The sequence below is a fragment of the Paenibacillus sp. G2S3 genome, assembly GCF_030123105.1.
In the GTDB taxonomy this organism is placed as follows: domain Bacteria; phylum Bacillota; class Bacilli; order Paenibacillales; family Paenibacillaceae; genus Paenibacillus_AQ.
In genome coordinates, this window is record NZ_CP126095.1 from 4,001,366 (window position 1) to 4,017,613 (window position 16,248).

Consider the following 16,248-nt stretch of genomic DNA (forward strand, 5'->3'; position numbering starts at 1 on the left):
ATCTCCTTAATGGTTCTAATCTATTTGTTGTGAAACTAATAAACCTAATCCAAGGCTTTGTAATCCATTCAGATAATCATGCTTCAAGTCACTTACCGCTAACTCTGGAAGATGTTCCTTTGGAACGTATGTAGCAGTTCGCTCAGCGATTTGATTAAGCATAGCTGGAGCTAATTCATCCTCACAAAAAATAATATAATGCGGATTCAAAATTGAGGTGATCGTAGCCACTAGTCGACTAATCGCATCCACTTTATGGTCCGCCTGCATGCTTGATCCACCCTGATCTCCAGTTAATGCTTCTATGAAATTTTGATTGTCATACTGGGGCATAAATTGAACCTCCCCTGAAAAAAACGTCTTTCCTCGAACAATTTCACCATTAACCGCTATCCCAGCTCCCGGTCCGTTTTTCCCTAAATACAGATACATCAGAGAAATATTCTCTTTCAAATTTCTTTGGGTCATATAACCGATTACAGCGGCATTCATATCATTTTCCACGATTGTCGGGATAGAGAGCTGATCTTCAATACATCTTTTCAGATCTAGATTCTGATATTTCGGATAACCTGGGATCAGAAAAATCTTCCCATGTTTAACCGCGCCTGGAACACCAATCGCCACAGATTGAATCTTTGGATTGGCCTTTTTTTCACCTTCAATAAACGAGACCAGTGTACTAACATCTTCCTCAAGAATACTAGGCAAATTCCCTTCTTTTATTACCTCACCAATGCAATTATAGATGGTATAGTTTGTTTCGTTTTTTTCCAAAAAAATAGCCATCCCTAATCGATAATTCGGATTATAGGCGTATCTTATTGCCCTTCTTCCGCCACTTGACTCATCAAGGCCGATAATCGTTACTTCCCCTGCCTCTTCCATCTGCATCAGAAATTTACTGACCGTTGGAAAACTGTATTGTAATCTTTGACTTAACTCCGCCTTCGTAGCTCTTCCTAATTCTAATAATGCTGTTCGAATATTTCGAATAATTTCAGATTTGAGCTGCTGTGAAGGAAGTCTTTTATCACTTGTCATGGCTCTCCCACCTATAGTCATACTGACTTATTAAATGCGTTTAATAAGTCAGTATGACTATAGCAGTAATGCTTCCTAACGACAACATAAATTTTGGATGATGACCCTTCTGAAGCTCCCAAATAAATAAGGAGGCATGAGAAGCCCCCCCAATCATTAACAAATTCAAAGCCTTTGCAGGATTCGTTCCCATCTTCCAGGATGACTATCGTCTAAGTACACCGGTTGAAATCCTAATTTCAAATAAATGCGGATGGCGGGCAGTCTGAAATCATCGGTTTCTAAACATGCCACCGTTCCCCCTGATTCTCTTATTTTGTGCAAAACAGCAAGACTCACAGCATAACCGAGACCTTTACCAGAATATTCTGGAAGCACCCCAACCATATGCAAGTACCAGTTCTTATCGTCCTCACTCCCCGCCTCCCAGGCCGTAGCTGTCGCTACAGGCTGATCCCCGCGGCAAATGAACAACAAACGATCATAATAAAACGGTACATGATCACTGATTTTATGAGCAAATTTAACTTCCCTTGTAAAAGAATGGCGTATAAGCTCTTCCCAGTTCCGTTCATCATCCGGCTCGAAATGACGCATTCGATACCCGGTTGGACAGTGAAAAACAGGCAAGTCGGACAGTATTTCTTTTTTCATTACCAGTTTGGAAAGGGCCTGATCCACCGTTAATTCCTCACTCTCGCTCTAAAATCAGGAAAGGCTATTGCTTTCCCACCATTCTCTACAGATTCCATAGACAATGTAAACACAGAGCTCCAAGTAACGGCATCATAAACGTCCACCGAAGGGGTTCGATCCTCCTGAATGGCAGAAATGAATTCCTCAAGCACCATAAAATCACCTCCGCCATGTTTCGTCCCAGCGGCGAATTCGCCCCATTTCATCCATGTTGGATGATCATAGAGTGGCTGATAGCTGCTTAACGGCTCCCACATTTCCTCTCCATCCGCTATATTTTTGGGCGAGAGATTCTTGAACCAGATCAAATCTTCTTCTTGCTGATGGCGGCCAGTAATGTACGCTCCTTCAGTTCCTTGCAGCAAATAATGGGTTTTATTATGGGGTCGTACAGAGCTCCAATCTACACGCAGCTCAATTAACACACCCTTTTCCGTTTGGATGACCGCAACCGCACTATCGCCTTGCCGCCAGAAACCTTCCCGCGCTGCTGGGTGATCTTTTCCATAATGCTCTCCGAAATAATATTGTAAGGATCTAGATTTGGAAACAAAAGACGAGACGCTTTTTAAGCGATCACCCTCAGGCTTATTGAGGTTAATCCATTGCGCAACTGGACCTATCGAATGCGTCGGATAATTGATCCCGTTATATTGCTGATGTAATTGCCCCCGCCAAGTCAGAGAGCCATCCGGATGATGAGTCAAATGACGTAAATCATGGATATATCCGCCTTCCAGATAAGTAATCTCACCGAACATGCCTTGATCCGCCATATGTTTAATCGTTAGATTTGAGCGCGAGAAGCAGTAATTTTCAGACATCATATATTTAAGTCCGGTTTGTTCAACAGTTTCGATAAGCTCCCAAGCTTCCTCTAAAGATTGGATCGAAATCACTTCGCTTAGGACATGCTTACCCGCTTTTAAAGCATCAATGGATTGTCTGGCATGCAAATGCATGGGGCTTAATATAAAAACCGCATCTATCGCTGAATCTTTTAGCATTTCATGATAATCCCGATACGTTCGGATTTCCGGAAATTTCTCTTTCCATTGATTGAGCACCCACTCATTCAAGTCACAAGTGGCGGTCAAATGTATTCGATCTGATAGAGAGTACAGTGCATTCATAAAACTGGCTCCACGATTTCCACCTACGATCGCTAATCTTACTGGCTGACGATTCATTGCTAATCCACCTGCTTTCTGTCCATTAGAAGTCGATTGATGATTAGTTCCTGATCTCTCGTCTCCCCTTCGGCCTGCGGATATTTTTCATAATCAAAAATGCTGAAGGTAAATAATGAAGACCATTTACTCAATTGCTCGCTAGCCAGATTCACCATCTCTAGCCTGATTTCATCTTCAAGCACAGTAAGGATTCGAGCAGCAGGAATATCCAGAATAGAGGCCGTTTGAATGAAATTCCAGTTTTCTTTTCTAACGATAGAATGTACATGATTATGGCCGTTGAAATAAAAACCCACACCTTGCCATTGCTTCAATATCGGCCAAATATCTAAGCTGGGATCCAGTGACATCATTGGCTCGGTGGATCTAGCCGTCGTATTATACAGAGGGTGATGGCCGAAGACGAATAAAGGCTTTTCCGATTTTCGCTTCATTTGTGCTTCGAGCCAGGCTAGCTGTTCATCATCCAGCGTTCCGCTCCAATCGTCACGATTTTCCCGTGCGGTATCCAGCAGTATTATGATCGCATTTCTCTCTTCAATAACACTGTATCGCTGCTGCCGGGTGACGGAAAGGATCTCTTCCTTAGGATAAGTGTACGTATCATGATTGCCAAGAACATGTAGAAAACGCCTAGGTTGCTTGCTGTCCTTAATCTTACCCAGGATATAATTAAACTCGCTAAATTCTCCTGCATGCACCATATCTCCCACGGAAACATGATAATCGGCTGGGATGGACAAGAATAGATTCATAAATTGCTCGTAAAAAGCATCTCGTGCCTCTTTAATCAAAACCTTGTTGTTTAACAATTCGTCCGGATAATGTAAGTCCCCGATAATCGCCAGCCTCATAAATGCCTCCTCCTAACCTTTAATACCAGAGCTCATAAAGCTACCTATCACTTGCCGCTGGAACAATAAAAATCCAATCATTAAGGGTGCTGAAACAATTAGCGTAGCCGCGCAGACATCAGACCACTGTGCACCAGATTCCGTGGCCTTTGCAAACATCGCCAATCCTACAGTTAATAAGCGATTCTCCTCCGAATTGGTTACAATGAGCGGCCACAGGAAATCATTCCAATGAAAGCTGACCGACACAATGGCAAAGGACACATAAATCGGGCGTGACAGTGGAACATAGATTCTTGAAAGAATATGCAGGCGTGAGGCGCCTTCCACCCGGGCAGCTTCATCGAGCTCAAAGGGTAATTGCTTGAAGGACTGCCTTAACAGAAACACTCCAAAGGAGGTGGCAAAGTAAGGAAGCATAATCCCCAGCTTGGTATCCAGCAGACCCATTTCGTTCAATACCTGATAGTTGGAAAAGATAAGTACATCCGGCGGCACCATAATTTGCACCAAAAATAACATGAATAACAGATCTTTCAAGGCGAATCGTACCCGTGCGAAAGCATAAGCAGCCATCGTCATCGTAACCAGTTGCACAGCTAGAACAACACCGCACACAAGCAATGTATTCATTAAAAATCGTCCAAAAGGCGCTCCATTCCAGACATGAATCAGATTCTCAAACGTCCAGCCCCAAGACCATCCCGAATCAATAGCGACATCTTTGGGCAGAAAAGCCGTTCTAACCACCCATAGGAAGGGAATGATCCAGACCGCGGCAAAAGCAAATCCAACCGCATGCCACAGGATCTGCTGGATTCGGCGCTTCGTTTTTTCTGAGTTCAACGTGCGTTCCTCTTCTAAAGCTTTACGGGTATTCTGCCTCAATACTAAGGGCAGCTTTAGTGGATTATCCTCCATGGATTCCACCTCCTATTCATAATGGATTTTCCGATCCCAGCCAAAAAACTGCAGAGAGGAAATAAGGAGCAAAAGCACGATCATGACCACCGTCATCGATGCAGCCATCCCTTGATCGTAGAAATTAAAGGTGGACTCGTAGATATAATAAAGCAGCAGATTGCTCGCATTATTCGGACCACCCTTTGTCATAATCCAGAGATGGTCCACCAGCTTAAAAGAATTGGTTATCGCCACAACGGCCACGAACAACGTAGTTGGCATCGTGAGCGGAATTGTGATTCTACGAATGGAAGTGAACGTACCGACTCCGCTTACTGCAGCCGCTTCATATAAATCCTTGGGAATCTGCTGCATTCCTGCTAAGTAAAAAATCATAAAATACCCGGCTTCTTTCCAGATCATCATGATTACTAATGCACCCATCACCGTATCAGGTGTTCCGAGCAAATTCACAGGCTGATCTGCGATCCATGAAGCCAATCTGGCAAAGAGCCCAAAATGAGGGGTATACAGAAACAACCAGATGTTCGCCACAGCGATCATCGGGATCATATTCGGATAGAAAAATGAAAGACGTGCCAGTCCCCGCCCTTTTATCGCCTTGTCGGCAAACAGTGCCATCAAGAAAGCCAAAGCCAATGAAGTGGGTACTGTGCCAATGGCGAACCATATATTGTTACTGAACACCTTCATAAAGACATTGTCGTGCAATAGATTAGCGTAATTGTCAAAACCGACAAACAAAGGCTCAGGAGTCGCCAAATTTTTCTCATAAAAGCTAAGCCAAAACGATTTAAACATAGGGTAATAAGTAAACAAGCAAAGAAAGAGCAGCGAAGGCAACACAAGTCCCCAGCCGAATCCGTTTCGTCTAAGCCTCTCACTCCATCCGGCATTCATACCATTCAATCCTTCCGTGTTTAAGGTTTCTACGATTAATGAATAAAGTAATGACGCCAGAACAAGCTACCAAGCTGTCCTGGCGTATTCCATACCTCAAAGCTTACTTATTGAAGGGAGCCAGTGCCTGTTCTGCTTCTGCTTGAGCTTTTTTAAGTGCACCTGCTGCATCAATCTCTCCGGCCAATGCCGCTTGAATCTGGTTCGTAATTGCCGTCGATACTTTACCATGATTATGAGTGGACAATTCCCGGAACGCATATTCCAATTGATCTCTCGCTACCAATGCTTGCGGGAAATCCGCCGTATACTTCTTCATAGCATCTGTATCGTATGCGGATTTTCTTACACCAACATAACCGGATGAGCTGCTAAAGAGGGCCGCCTGTTCCGAAGCCGTCATGTATTTGGCAAATTCCCAAGCTGCAGCTTGTTTTTCTGGAGATGTGTCCTTGAAAATATACAGGTTCCCCCCACCAGTGGGTGATCCAAATTGCTTTTGTGCGGGTGGGAACGCTACCCCGAATTCGAACTTCGCATTATTTTTTACATTAGTTAAGTTGCCGCTTGTATGCATCATCATGGCTGTTTTGCCTTGAATGAAATCTGTCGGAACGGTTGCCCAATCAATAACACCTTCCGGCATCGCCTTATATTTATGGGACAGATCTAACCAGAATTGCAATGCCTCCACATTCTCCGGCGTATCGAACATCGCTTTTTTGCCATCGGAAGACATTATGTTTTGCTTCGGATCAGAAGCATTTTGCCGTGCTAGCATTTGAAACATCCAATACGAATCATCATTGCCCGGAATTTCTAGCCCCACGTGACCGTCTTTGTTCAGCTTCTTAGCATAAGTTACAAGCTCATTCCAAGTAGTGGGTGGTTTCTCTGGATCAAGTCCTGCGGCTTTAAACATTTCTTTGTTGTAATACATAACAATTGTGCTCCGCTGAAAAGGCAAGCTGTACGTTTTACCTTCAGACTGTGTATCCTCTACAAAGGCGGGATAAAAATCAGCCAGCTGAATATCCGTGTCTTTCGCAATAAAATCATCCAGCGGAATGATTGCATTCATATCGAGCATACTGTACAGCTCTGTTGACATCATGACCGCGACATCCGGTGGCTGTTTGGCCTGCACACCCGCTTGGATTTTTACGGTATTGTCTCCGTAATTACCTGTGTATACGGGATTAACTTTAATCTCCGGATGTTGCTCCATGAATGTACTAGCCATCCCATCGATTACTTTGGTAAGAGGACCACCGACATTAACCGGATAATAAAATGTAATCTCCACCGGCTTAGCGGCTGGAGTCTCTGTGGATTCTGGAGTTGCAGCAATTGCTGTGGGTTGAGCGGTATTTTCTTTGGCTCCAGCCGTACTGTTATTAGATTGTCCGCAGCCCGCAACTGCCAGCATAGAAACGGATAGTAGTGTTAGAATAGTTTTGGTTTGCTTTAGCATTTCTGTTAGCCCCTTTTTTCGCTTGAATTTGAATTAAAATGCATAATGGCGAAAGTTCACACTAATGCGATTCGAGCCTACATCAAGAATATGGAGCTGTGCACCATCAGCGGTAGGCAATATAGCAATTCCTTGGGCTTCAGTACCACTAGGCAGATTGCGATCAAAGGCAACAGATACGTTTCCAGTCTCCGGATCAATCTGATAAACCGTTTGGGTTGCGTTATCCGTAGAAGCATACAGAACACCGTTGTACACTTCGGCACCTTGAATTCGATCAATACTTTGGGAAAGTGAAACGGTTGTGATCACATGCATATCGTCAAGACTTAGTACATTCAAGACGCTTGCATTACTCCACTGAGCTGTGTAGACCTGACCGCGAGCAGCATCAACGGCTACCCAAGGCACACCGCCAATATGCAGATTCAACGGTAAAGCATAGGATGTACCCGTATATTTCAAAGTGTTCACATCATAGAGAGCGATGTAAGGATGCTGATAGTTTTTGCCGTCTTCAATAGGAGCGTATATTTTACCGTTATAGTAGGAAATATCACCGATATGGTCTCCACCTTGGGAGGCAATCTCCGGTGGAATAGCCAATTCATTCCGTGCTTTTACAGATTTGCCATCAAGTCCAGTCCGTAATAGCCCATACGAGGAATTAAAGATCCATGAATTCCCGTCTGTAGCCACCCCTTGTCCCCGTTCCAGGGCATCAAGTAACCAGAAGGTTTGCTTAGATACTTCATGCCAAGTTCCAGCAGTTGTAGCTGAAGTTGACTCTGCACTGATTTCTACCTCGGTGCTTACTAGGTTATCCTGTCCGACTGGTGTGGCAGATGCTACTAAAGATAAAGAACTGGTCGTAAGTACCCCTGCGCAAATCAGACTGAATAATCTCTTTAATCTCATGTTTTCTCTCCTCCTAATAAGGTTGTAGTTCGGCATTTGTGCGCCTTACTTCAACCTTATTATAGGAGCTGGCAACAGCTCTCTAATTGAACAAAACACTTCTTTCCTTGAACAAAACTCTCATTTGCAATAATAAAATTAATAAATCATATGATTAGGTTTGGAGGAGCTTTGATTAGCATACAGCTTTGGGGTTAGGCCGGTTTCTCGTTTGAACAATCTAGTAAAATGACCTTGATCGGCAAAACCAACCTGAGATGCAATTTCCTTCAAACCAATTTTTCCGGAACGAATAAGGAATTTAGAGCGTTCGATTCTCAGCCGAATTAAATAATTATGGGGTGTATAACCTGTCTGTTGTTTAAAAATCCGAATAAAATGTGATTGGCTCATATTAGCCATGGCAGCGAGATCAGTCAGTTGAATTTCATCTTCCAAGCGCTCACGCATAAATTGAATGACCTGAAATATCTCTTGATTGGCTGGCGTTTTACTGTTTGAATGCTGGGGAATCACAGAAGAATAGTGTTGTAACAAGTGAATAATCAACATATTGGATAAAGAGTCGCTATATATTTTTCCTTTGGCACCGCCATTCTGTAATTCCTCCAGCATCCAAAGCCCTAATTGCAGCAGCTTGGAATCCTTGACATGGAATTTGCGGTCTAACTGGATATGACCTTCCTTCAGATAACCAGATTCACGAGCAATCTCTTCGAGGACCGATGGCGTAATTTCAATTTTCAAAAAATAGAGCGAGGTTCTGCCCCAAGGACAAAGAAGGCTCTCATTACAAGGGGAAATATGAATGGTGTAGTAATTTTCGTAGTAGGCCGTGCAGTGAATTCCTATTAAATATTTAGACTCCGAGGATGTGGTGAAAGCTTGCTGCGGGCTATACCATTGCGAAACCTGAAGCTTATCCCAACCATACGTATCACTTGCAAGAACAGGCTGGGTAGCTGTAAAGGATGATTCTTCCATTTGTTTCATATTCATCCCCCTTTCCCCCTCAATATAGCAAGCCTGTATACGCTCCGCGTCAATGAACTGTAAAAGCTATATTAACTTCCTTATAGGATCAGGAGGTTGTGTACGTCAAAACAGCAAAAAAGAGGGGTTATCCCCCTCTCTAGTATTTTTGCATATTCCGTTTCTGTAACGCTATGTATGAAGATCTATTCCAATTTAAATTGATTTACTAAAGTACGCATCTCATTCGAGCCTTCTTGCAGCTTGCGAGCAGATGCGGCTATTTCCTCCATAGAGGCAAGCTGTTCCAGAGCGGCAGCAGATACAGTCTGTGCAGCCGAAGCTGAGTGCAATGAAACCTGCTCGACCTCCATCACTGAAGCAGATATTTGTTCGGAGCCAGTGTACATCAGCTGTGCAGCGGTCGAGGATTGCTCCACCTGATCCACAATGGACCGGGTGGCCTGCAAAATGCGTTCAAATGCTTTACCCGTATCATCAATCGCTTGAACCCCTGCTGCGACTTCATTTTGACCTTTACTCATCGAATGATGGGCATGACCTATACTCGTAATAATTTCTTCGACCATGACTGAAACCCGCTCAGCTGCTTCACTTGTTTGTCCTGCCAGCTTACGAACTTCACTGGCTACCACTGCAAATCCCCTGCCTTGTTCTCCTGATCGAGCAGCTTCAATTGCCGCATTAAGCGCTAGCAAGTTCGTTTGCTCAGATATTCCTTTGATGGTACTAACGATTGTGCCTATTTGTTGAGACTGCTCATTTAAACTAGTAACGGTGATCCCTAAATCATCAACTGTATTGCTTACTGCGTTCATTTGCTCGGAAGAGTTAATGATAAGGCTGTTTCCTTTATCAGCCTCTTCCAGTGTTTGCATGGACAGCTGATAGGCATGGGTAGAGGCTTCGGCTACTCGCTGAATCTCTTTTACCATCTCCTCCATCGATTGAGAAGTCTCTTGCGTTGAAGTAGCTTGTTTCTCACTGTTGTTCGCCACTTCAGTCATTGAGGATGAAGTCTGAACAAGTGCTGCTGTGGTTTCACCTAACGTTGAAGACAACTGTTTGGAGGAAGAAGCTAATAACTCTGAGCTTTCGGTTAAATTCCCAACTAATTGCCGAATATTACCTGATAATAGATTGAAGCTGATTCCCAGCTGTCCGATCTCATCCCGATTGCGCACAGTAAATCCTTTACCGCTAAGGTCCCCTTGAGCGATTCGTTCAGCTTCAATGGCTATGCGGACAATTGGCTTAGAAATATGTTGCGCAAATATGTATATTACACCGATTCCGATGACAACGCATACAATCAATGTAGTGATAATTCCCTTAAGAATGGTTTGTTGACCGGTATTATAATCTTGCATATAAGAGCCTGCTGCTACGACCCAGCCCCAAGAGGGCGATAGTTTGGCGTAAGATATTTTCAGCGCTTCTTCTCCTACTGCGTTTCCAGTACCCTCCGATTTAGGCAGTGGCCATTTATAGTAGGTAGCTCCACCACCGTTCTGTGCTGCTTTAATCAAATCCTGTATGTAAAAAGTACCGTTCGAGGTTTGTTTATCCCAAATATTGTCTCCTTCTAGTTTGGGATGAGCAAGCAATTCCCCTTTGTTATCTAATATAAAGAAGTAGCCGTTTGGACCCAAATCAATCGATTGATTAATGGGCCGAGTACCATCCTCATTTTTGTTTCCAAGTAGTAAGGTCCGTACTTGCTCCTGTGCTTCCACTTCAGTCAATTGCCCCGATTGAACGGAATTTTCCAAATTCTCAATTAAGGCTACAGCCAGGTTTACACTTGAACTCAGTTTACTCTCAATGAGCTGATTCGTTTCTTTGACTGAAATCTGATAAATAACTGCTCCTAATATTCCGATGGGAAGAATTAGTAGTGTGAGTGACATCATGAGCAGTTTCTTCCGAATCGTCAATCGCAACCTTGTACGTGTAACTTTTAGCATAAACACCACTCCACATCCTATTAAAATTAATTACAAATTAATACTATAGTACTAGTTTCGGGAATATAAATCAAAAAAAGATATTATTAATTTAATAAAAAAAGCAAACGATCCTCTCATTGGAGTCTCGTTTGCCATTCATTCATTTAAACTCTAGATTCCTATTTCTCATCTAACCACAAAATCGCTGTTACTCCGCGCGGATAATACTTACTGCCTGTAATCTCACCGGAAATAATTTGGTCACTCCAGCTGAAGATCGATAATTTGGGATGAGTAAGCCAAGCCACGTGAGCGCGATCTGCTGCCGCTCCGCGTTCATCCCATTCTAGTCCCAGAATATTACGGGCGATGAACTGTGAGAGATAGATTTTACTAAGCCAGCTGTTGTTGCTAGTGGAGGAGATTTTCCAACCCCCATCTTCAAATAAGCAAACGCCCGGCTTCAACACCGCATGAAGATGCTTGTCGAGTGCGCCGATATATGCGGCGAACCGTCCATTGCGATCAAGAGCTTCCTTACAACCAGTATAGTAAGGGAATACAAGACCTTCGATAGCTGGAATGATCTTGGAGTCGTTACCTTCTCCAATCACAGCCGGGATATATCCATCTGCTGTAACGCTTGCCACCATCGTTGCGGCGCATTTCTCTGCTTGAGTCCCTGCTGTTTTGGACAGCTCCGCACGCTCATACTCTGCAAATATTTTCTCCATAGCTAAATAAGCAGCCCAACATTTTCCCGCCAGATAAATATTGTTACGAGCCTGACCTAAGGAGACATCCAGACTGTCATACGTAGTAATCTCTGCTCCACCCATTGTGCGTGAGCTATCAAGCCCCATGACACCGTTTCTTTGCTCAGGATCTGGGTGATCCCGATTTAACATACTATCCAGGCACTTCTCCAAGACACTCAGATTACGTAGCATCCAGCTCCGGTCACCTGTATGCTCAAGATAGGTTGCCGCACTCAACACCCAGTTTACCAATTGTTCATGTGTCATATGTGAGAAGCATCCATCAATGCCGTATAACTCATAAGCGGAATAGCCGGGACGTGACACCACATTGGCCACACCCATATCATGGGTGAAGCTGATTCCACCCGGATACTCTGTATCTTCCCCAGGAAAACGCACCGTATCTTCATAGCTGAATCTATCCACGAACATATCCAGCTCATTTCGTACAGTCCAAGGATTCAGACGCAGCTCATAGAATAACTGATCGACGGTAAGATCAAAGGTATTCATCATCCGGTATTCGCCTTCATTGACAACCCAAAATGGCTTATTCTTATATTCCAGCAATTGCGTGGAACCATAATAACTACGAATCGCATGCGCTAACATAAAGGTTTGATCTTCCGATAGGTCTACTTGGACAAACATTTCATTAGCTTTTTCAGCTTCTTGTTTAAGAACATCGAATTTAGCTAGTGCGTACTCGGCCACCGACTCCAAATTACTGAAATAGTGATTATAGTAATAGGAAGCATCCATACCAGAAGTAACATAACCCGAACGATGAAAACAAATAGCAAAACGATACGTTTCTTTCACTCCGGCTGGAACATCCATGATCAAAGCGCCCACGCGCCCTAGTCCAAACGTCCAATTCTCCTGTAGCTCTTCAGTTAGAATATCCTCCATCGTGAAATGCAGTGCGGACTTCGCAATTCCTTTTTCAGCAGCAATCGCAATAAATCTCCCTTGACCAACGCCTGTAATCTCAGATGACACATCATCCAGCCTTCTCATTCCGCTATATACATCTCTTCCCTGAAAACCAAAGAACGCGCGACGTGAGGTTGCTGATGAGGAGTTGTCCACTTCGAGCTCAACCAGTACTGCAGGCAGCAGTACTTCCTTCATTTCTTCCAAGGAGGTAGTTTCAGGATCTGGTACAGAACGAACGGCTGACAGAATCCGGAAGGTCAGATCCCCCGCACTCCAGCTGTCTGTAGCTACTTGAAAATCTCTAGAAATCTCACGATCTTGAAAAGGGAACAGAATATTCTCCTTATCTGGATTGGGGTCTGGATTCTCGATTTCATAGCGTTTGCTCTCGTCATCTCCGCCAATCTCGTGAAATGGTAGTGTGTCATACCCTTTCCCATCAGTGCGTTCTAATCCTATGAATATATTCTGTCTAGGAGGTTTGGCCATCTCCAAATCGAAACCACCACTAGCTCCTTTAAATCCTAAGGTAAAACTCGCAAATGCACCGATCGGTGAATGATGAGCATTAAAAAATTTATTATGGAACATAAATAAATGCACTCCCTCCAACATGATCCCGGATACCTCCGGGCTATATATCCATGTTATCGATATTTCTGGAAGTGCAACAGGGCTAAAGCCTTCTATTATTTGGGCAAATCAAACATCGATAACAACCTATGATATAATTAAGCCAAATTTTATTGTAAAAGAGGATTGAAATGATCTCGAATGATCCCGCCTTCCATAATTCTATTGACGGTCAGATGTCACCAGACATTCAAGCAGCCTTTCATATCTTCGCCGCACATTGGAGAAAAGTAAATTTGGATTGGCAATATCCTGTACACACTCATCCGATGTTTGAGATTAATATTGTCCTTCAAGGTGAGCAACAAATGACGGTAGGCAATAAGTCTTTTATACAGAAAAGCGGCGATATTTTATTCATTCGTCCCGGTGTTGAGCATAGTAGTATGGGTTCAAATGCTGACTGTGACATGACTTATTACTGCCTGCATTTTGATATTGATGATCTGATTTTGCGGCGTGCCTTACATACAGCAGATGCTGTTAGTCTCAGCGGAAACACCCCTGAACTGCTGGCCATCCGTTCCGCGCTAGATGTAATCATTAACTCTTCCATCTTGTCAGAGTCTAAGGACACACATAGAAATCGCTTGATCACACTGCATGCTTCACTGCAGCTTCTGACCGCGCTCAGCGGTTGGGTGCTTTCGGAAATGCCTCTCCCAGCAGATACAGAAGCTACCGAAAATACAGTTGCCCTGGCTAACGCTATTGAAGGACTATTGCAGGAATCCGTCTCCACCGCTGCCAGCACAGGCGAAAGAGGTGGCGGTATTGAGGACATTGCTGCCAAGCTCGGATATAGCACTACTCACTGTAATCGTGCTTTTCATCAAATCTATGGGATGTCACCAAGGCAATATTTATCCCGCTTAATCATTCGACACGCCAAACTGCTGCTGATGGATAATAGTCTATCTGTCGAATCGGTTGCTCAACGACTGGGGTACCGTGATGTGTCCCATTTCAGCAAACAATTCAAACGCTGGACAGGTCTCCCGCCAATGGGGTATCGCCGCTTAACATCAAATCCAAGCAAGGTTTAACAATCATTCCGCGTACAAAAAAGGGATGTATCCCGCGGCCCACTAAATGGTACAGGATACATCCTTTAAACGAACCCCACTCCTACCTCCACACAGAATTACCCCTTCGTCGCTCCCGACGCAATCCCCTTTACAAAATACTTCTGCAAGGCGATAAACACAATCAGTACAGGCACAACCGACATCGCTGTTCCCGCGAAAATCATATCCCAACGTGAAGAGAATTCTCCGATATAACGGTAAATTTCCACGACCATAGTCTTAGCCTGTCCAGAAGGCAATACCAGCATCGGCATCAGGAAATCATTCCAGATTCCAAGTCCGTTTAAGACAACCATACTTGCCGTAACAGGCCCTAATAGCGGGAAAACAATTCTCCAAAATATCCCGTACCGAGAACAGCCGTCAATCTCTGCCGCTTCTTCAATTTCTCTAGGTATTCCTTTGACAAAACTGGTATACAGCAGGCATCCGAAACCTACCGCACCTGCTACATAAATAAGAATAGGTCCCGCAAGGCTACCGTACAATCCTAGCATTCTAAGCTCTTTGAACAAAGGAATCATATACGCCTGAAAAGGAATCATCATTCCAGCCAAAAAATATACGAATATAAATCGAGTCCATCTAGTATTTCTGCGTTCAATGGCATACCCTGCCATGGGAATGATCAAGACCTGTGCGGCGATAGACACCGCTGTCAGAATCAGACTGTTCAGAATCGCTCGTGGAAACTCTGTTTCTGTTAACAGGTATTTAAAACTGTCCAGATAAAGGGTTTTCGGAAAAGCAATGGCATCCTTCATGATCTCTGCATTGCTCTTGAAGGCTGACATCAAATTGAAGAAAATAGGGAAGAAAAATAGAATAGCCACTAATAAGGTAACCACAAAAAGTGCGATTTGCCCAACTCTTCTGCGTGTCTGCATCGTCATATTAGAGCTGCACCTCCCGCTTCTGGAGAACCTTCACTTGGAAGACTGTAATGATCAATATAATTAAGAACAAGACCATGGCCAGCGCCGTACCAAAACCTTGCCTTAATTCACCAAAGCCTACTTTATAAATAATATAAGTTAATGTCTCCGTCTCAAAGCCCGGACCACCATCGGTCATGACCGCAATTTGATCAAAGATCTTCAAAGCGCTGATCATCGATAGTACCATACATACTGTCATTGAACCTGCAAGTAGCGGGAAGGTGATATGCCGGAACTGCTGCCAACCCCCTGCTCCATCGATGCTGGCCGCTTCATTCAATTCCTGTGGAATCCCCTGCAACCCAGCGAGATAAATGATCATATAATAACCGGCACCTTTCCAAACGGTAGATAAAATAATCGACAGCATCGCATATTTAGGATTGCCCAGCCAGTCCACAATCCAGCTTCCGAGACCGACAGACTCCAAGATCTGATTGAATACACCAAAGTTGTAATTCAGAATCATCGCCCACACAAAACCCATTACAATCCCACTAAGCAGTGTAGGGAAGTAAAATACACTTTTGAAAAAATTCCGGAACCAACGTACCTTGTCGACCATCATAGCCATTGCAATGGCTGCAATATTCTCTAGAACAACAAGTGAAATGGTCATGATCATCGTATTTTTCAGCGCATTATGCACCCTTGGACTATTCCAAATTTCCACGAAGTTAGCAAAGCCGATATATCTAACGTCATCGCTGATGCCATCCCATGAGGTGAAACTTAAATAGACACTTCCTACCGTAGGGACAATAACGAACATAGTGTATAGAATAAATGAAGGTAATATGAACAGCAGAGCGTAAGACTGCCATTTCTTCTTTTTCTTTTTCTGGTTCACAGTGGTTATGAATGACTTGTCAGCATTTAATGCGGATGTAGCCATAGTTACTCTCCCTCCCCTAAGACAGGCTTGTAAAAAAGAGAACCTCTGC

The 16,248-nt window shown here is 43.7% G+C and carries 14 protein-coding genes; 1 reads left to right on the forward strand and 13 read right to left on the reverse strand.

The features are described from left to right. Positions 1 to 15: 15 nt before the first annotated feature. The 11 genes from QNH28_RS17420 to QNH28_RS17470 all read right to left on the reverse strand — a co-directional run bounded on the left by QNH28_RS17420 (position 16) and on the right by QNH28_RS17470 (position 13,260). Complete coding sequence (locus QNH28_RS17420; protein WP_283907807.1) at positions 16 to 1,044, reverse strand: ROK family transcriptional regulator; 1,029 nt, start codon at positions 1,042 to 1,044, stop codon at positions 16 to 18. Positions 1,045 to 1,209: 165 nt separating this feature from the next. Continuing rightward, on the reverse strand, positions 1,210 to 1,698 hold the full coding sequence (locus tag QNH28_RS17425) for a GNAT family N-acetyltransferase (protein WP_283907808.1): 489 nt from the start codon (positions 1,696 to 1,698) through the stop codon (positions 1,210 to 1,212). A gap of 29 nt (positions 1,699 to 1,727) precedes the next feature. Next, a complete protein-coding gene (locus QNH28_RS17430) occupies positions 1,728 to 2,930 on the reverse strand; it encodes a Gfo/Idh/MocA family protein (protein ID WP_283907809.1) in 1,203 nt (400 codons plus the stop codon). A 2-nt stretch (positions 2,931 to 2,932) separates the two neighbouring features. Continuing rightward, positions 2,933 to 3,787 (reverse strand): metallophosphoesterase family protein, encoded by an 855-nt coding sequence (locus tag QNH28_RS17435; protein WP_283907810.1) that lies wholly within the window; start codon positions 3,785 to 3,787, stop codon positions 2,933 to 2,935. Positions 3,788 to 3,799: 12 nt separating this feature from the next. Next, the gene (locus QNH28_RS17440) at positions 3,800 to 4,708 is read right to left on the reverse strand and encodes a carbohydrate ABC transporter permease (protein WP_283907811.1); all 909 of its coding nucleotides are present in this window, start codon (positions 4,706 to 4,708) and stop codon (positions 3,800 to 3,802) included. 12 nt (positions 4,709 to 4,720) lie between these two features. Further along, positions 4,721 to 5,611, reverse strand: a complete 891-nt coding sequence (locus tag QNH28_RS17445) for a carbohydrate ABC transporter permease (RefSeq protein WP_042189146.1) — start codon at positions 5,609 to 5,611, stop codon at positions 4,721 to 4,723. 103 nt (positions 5,612 to 5,714) lie between these two features. Then, entirely contained in the window at positions 5,715 to 7,085 is a 1,371-nt protein-coding gene (locus QNH28_RS17450) for an ABC transporter substrate-binding protein (protein WP_283907812.1), read from the reverse strand. 33 nt (positions 7,086 to 7,118) lie between these two features. Next, on the reverse strand, positions 7,119 to 8,003 hold the full coding sequence (locus QNH28_RS17455; RefSeq protein WP_283907813.1) for a DUF6923 family protein: 885 nt from the start codon (positions 8,001 to 8,003) through the stop codon (positions 7,119 to 7,121). 138 nt (positions 8,004 to 8,141) lie between these two features. Further along, positions 8,142 to 9,002 carry an AraC family transcriptional regulator gene (locus QNH28_RS17460; protein ID WP_283907814.1) on the reverse strand — a complete coding sequence of 287 codons (861 nt, stop codon included), beginning with the start codon at positions 9,000 to 9,002 and terminating at the stop codon, positions 8,142 to 8,144. Positions 9,003 to 9,181: 179 nt separating this feature from the next. Beyond that, positions 9,182 to 10,963: a methyl-accepting chemotaxis protein gene (locus QNH28_RS17465; protein WP_283907815.1), complete on the reverse strand. Its 1,782-nt coding sequence runs from the start codon at positions 10,961 to 10,963 to the stop codon at positions 9,182 to 9,184. Between the two features lie 161 nt (positions 10,964 to 11,124). Then, positions 11,125 to 13,260, reverse strand: coding sequence for a glycoside hydrolase family 52 protein (locus QNH28_RS17470; protein ID WP_481858323.1), 2,136 nt, complete (start codon positions 13,258 to 13,260; stop codon positions 11,125 to 11,127). Positions 13,261 to 13,409: 149 nt separating this feature from the next. On the opposite strand from QNH28_RS17470, the gene QNH28_RS17475 reads away from it, so the two are divergent. Then, a complete protein-coding gene (locus QNH28_RS17475) occupies positions 13,410 to 14,324 on the forward strand; it encodes an AraC family transcriptional regulator (RefSeq protein WP_283907816.1) in 915 nt (304 codons plus the stop codon). Between the two features lie 98 nt (positions 14,325 to 14,422). On the opposite strand, the gene QNH28_RS17480 is transcribed toward QNH28_RS17475, so the two are convergent. Continuing rightward, complete coding sequence (locus tag QNH28_RS17480) at positions 14,423 to 15,253, reverse strand: carbohydrate ABC transporter permease (RefSeq protein WP_481858395.1); 831 nt, start codon at positions 15,251 to 15,253, stop codon at positions 14,423 to 14,425. A gap of 7 nt (positions 15,254 to 15,260) precedes the next feature. Further along, complete coding sequence (locus tag QNH28_RS17485) at positions 15,261 to 16,199, reverse strand: carbohydrate ABC transporter permease (RefSeq protein ID WP_283907818.1); 939 nt, start codon at positions 16,197 to 16,199, stop codon at positions 15,261 to 15,263. Positions 16,200 to 16,248: the final 49 nt, after the last annotated feature.

Coding starts and splice junctions, on each gene's coding strand:
- QNH28_RS17420 (WP_283907807.1), bottom strand. CDS start 1,044: ATGACAAGTGATAAAAGACTTCCTTCACAGCAGCTCAAATCTGAAATT.
- QNH28_RS17425 (WP_283907808.1), bottom strand. CDS start 1,698: ATGAAAAAAGAAATACTGTCCGACTTGCCTGTTTTTCACTGTCCAACC.
- QNH28_RS17430 (WP_283907809.1), bottom strand. CDS start 2,930: ATGAATCGTCAGCCAGTAAGATTAGCGATCGTAGGTGGAAATCGTGGA.
- QNH28_RS17435 (WP_283907810.1), bottom strand. CDS start 3,787: ATGAGGCTGGCGATTATCGGGGACTTACATTATCCGGACGAATTGTTA.
- QNH28_RS17440 (WP_283907811.1), bottom strand. CDS start 4,708: ATGGAGGATAATCCACTAAAGCTGCCCTTAGTATTGAGGCAGAATACC.
- QNH28_RS17445 (WP_042189146.1), bottom strand. CDS start 5,611: ATGAATGCCGGATGGAGTGAGAGGCTTAGACGAAACGGATTCGGCTGG.
- QNH28_RS17450 (WP_283907812.1), bottom strand. CDS start 7,085: ATGCTAAAGCAAACCAAAACTATTCTAACACTACTATCCGTTTCTATG.
- QNH28_RS17455 (WP_283907813.1), bottom strand. CDS start 8,003: ATGAGATTAAAGAGATTATTCAGTCTGATTTGCGCAGGGGTACTTACG.
- QNH28_RS17460 (WP_283907814.1), bottom strand. CDS start 9,002: ATGAATATGAAACAAATGGAAGAATCATCCTTTACAGCTACCCAGCCT.
- QNH28_RS17465 (WP_283907815.1), bottom strand. CDS start 10,963: ATGCTAAAAGTTACACGTACAAGGTTGCGATTGACGATTCGGAAGAAA.
- QNH28_RS17470 (WP_481858323.1), bottom strand. CDS start 13,260: ATGTTGGAGGGAGTGCATTTATTTATGTTCCATAATAAATTTTTTAAT.
- QNH28_RS17475 (WP_283907816.1), top strand. CDS start 13,410: ATGATCTCGAATGATCCCGCCTTCCATAATTCTATTGACGGTCAGATG.
- QNH28_RS17480 (WP_481858395.1), bottom strand. CDS start 15,253: ATGCAGACACGCAGAAGAGTTGGGCAAATCGCACTTTTTGTGGTTACC.
- QNH28_RS17485 (WP_283907818.1), bottom strand. CDS start 16,199: ATGGCTACATCCGCATTAAATGCTGACAAGTCATTCATAACCACTGTG.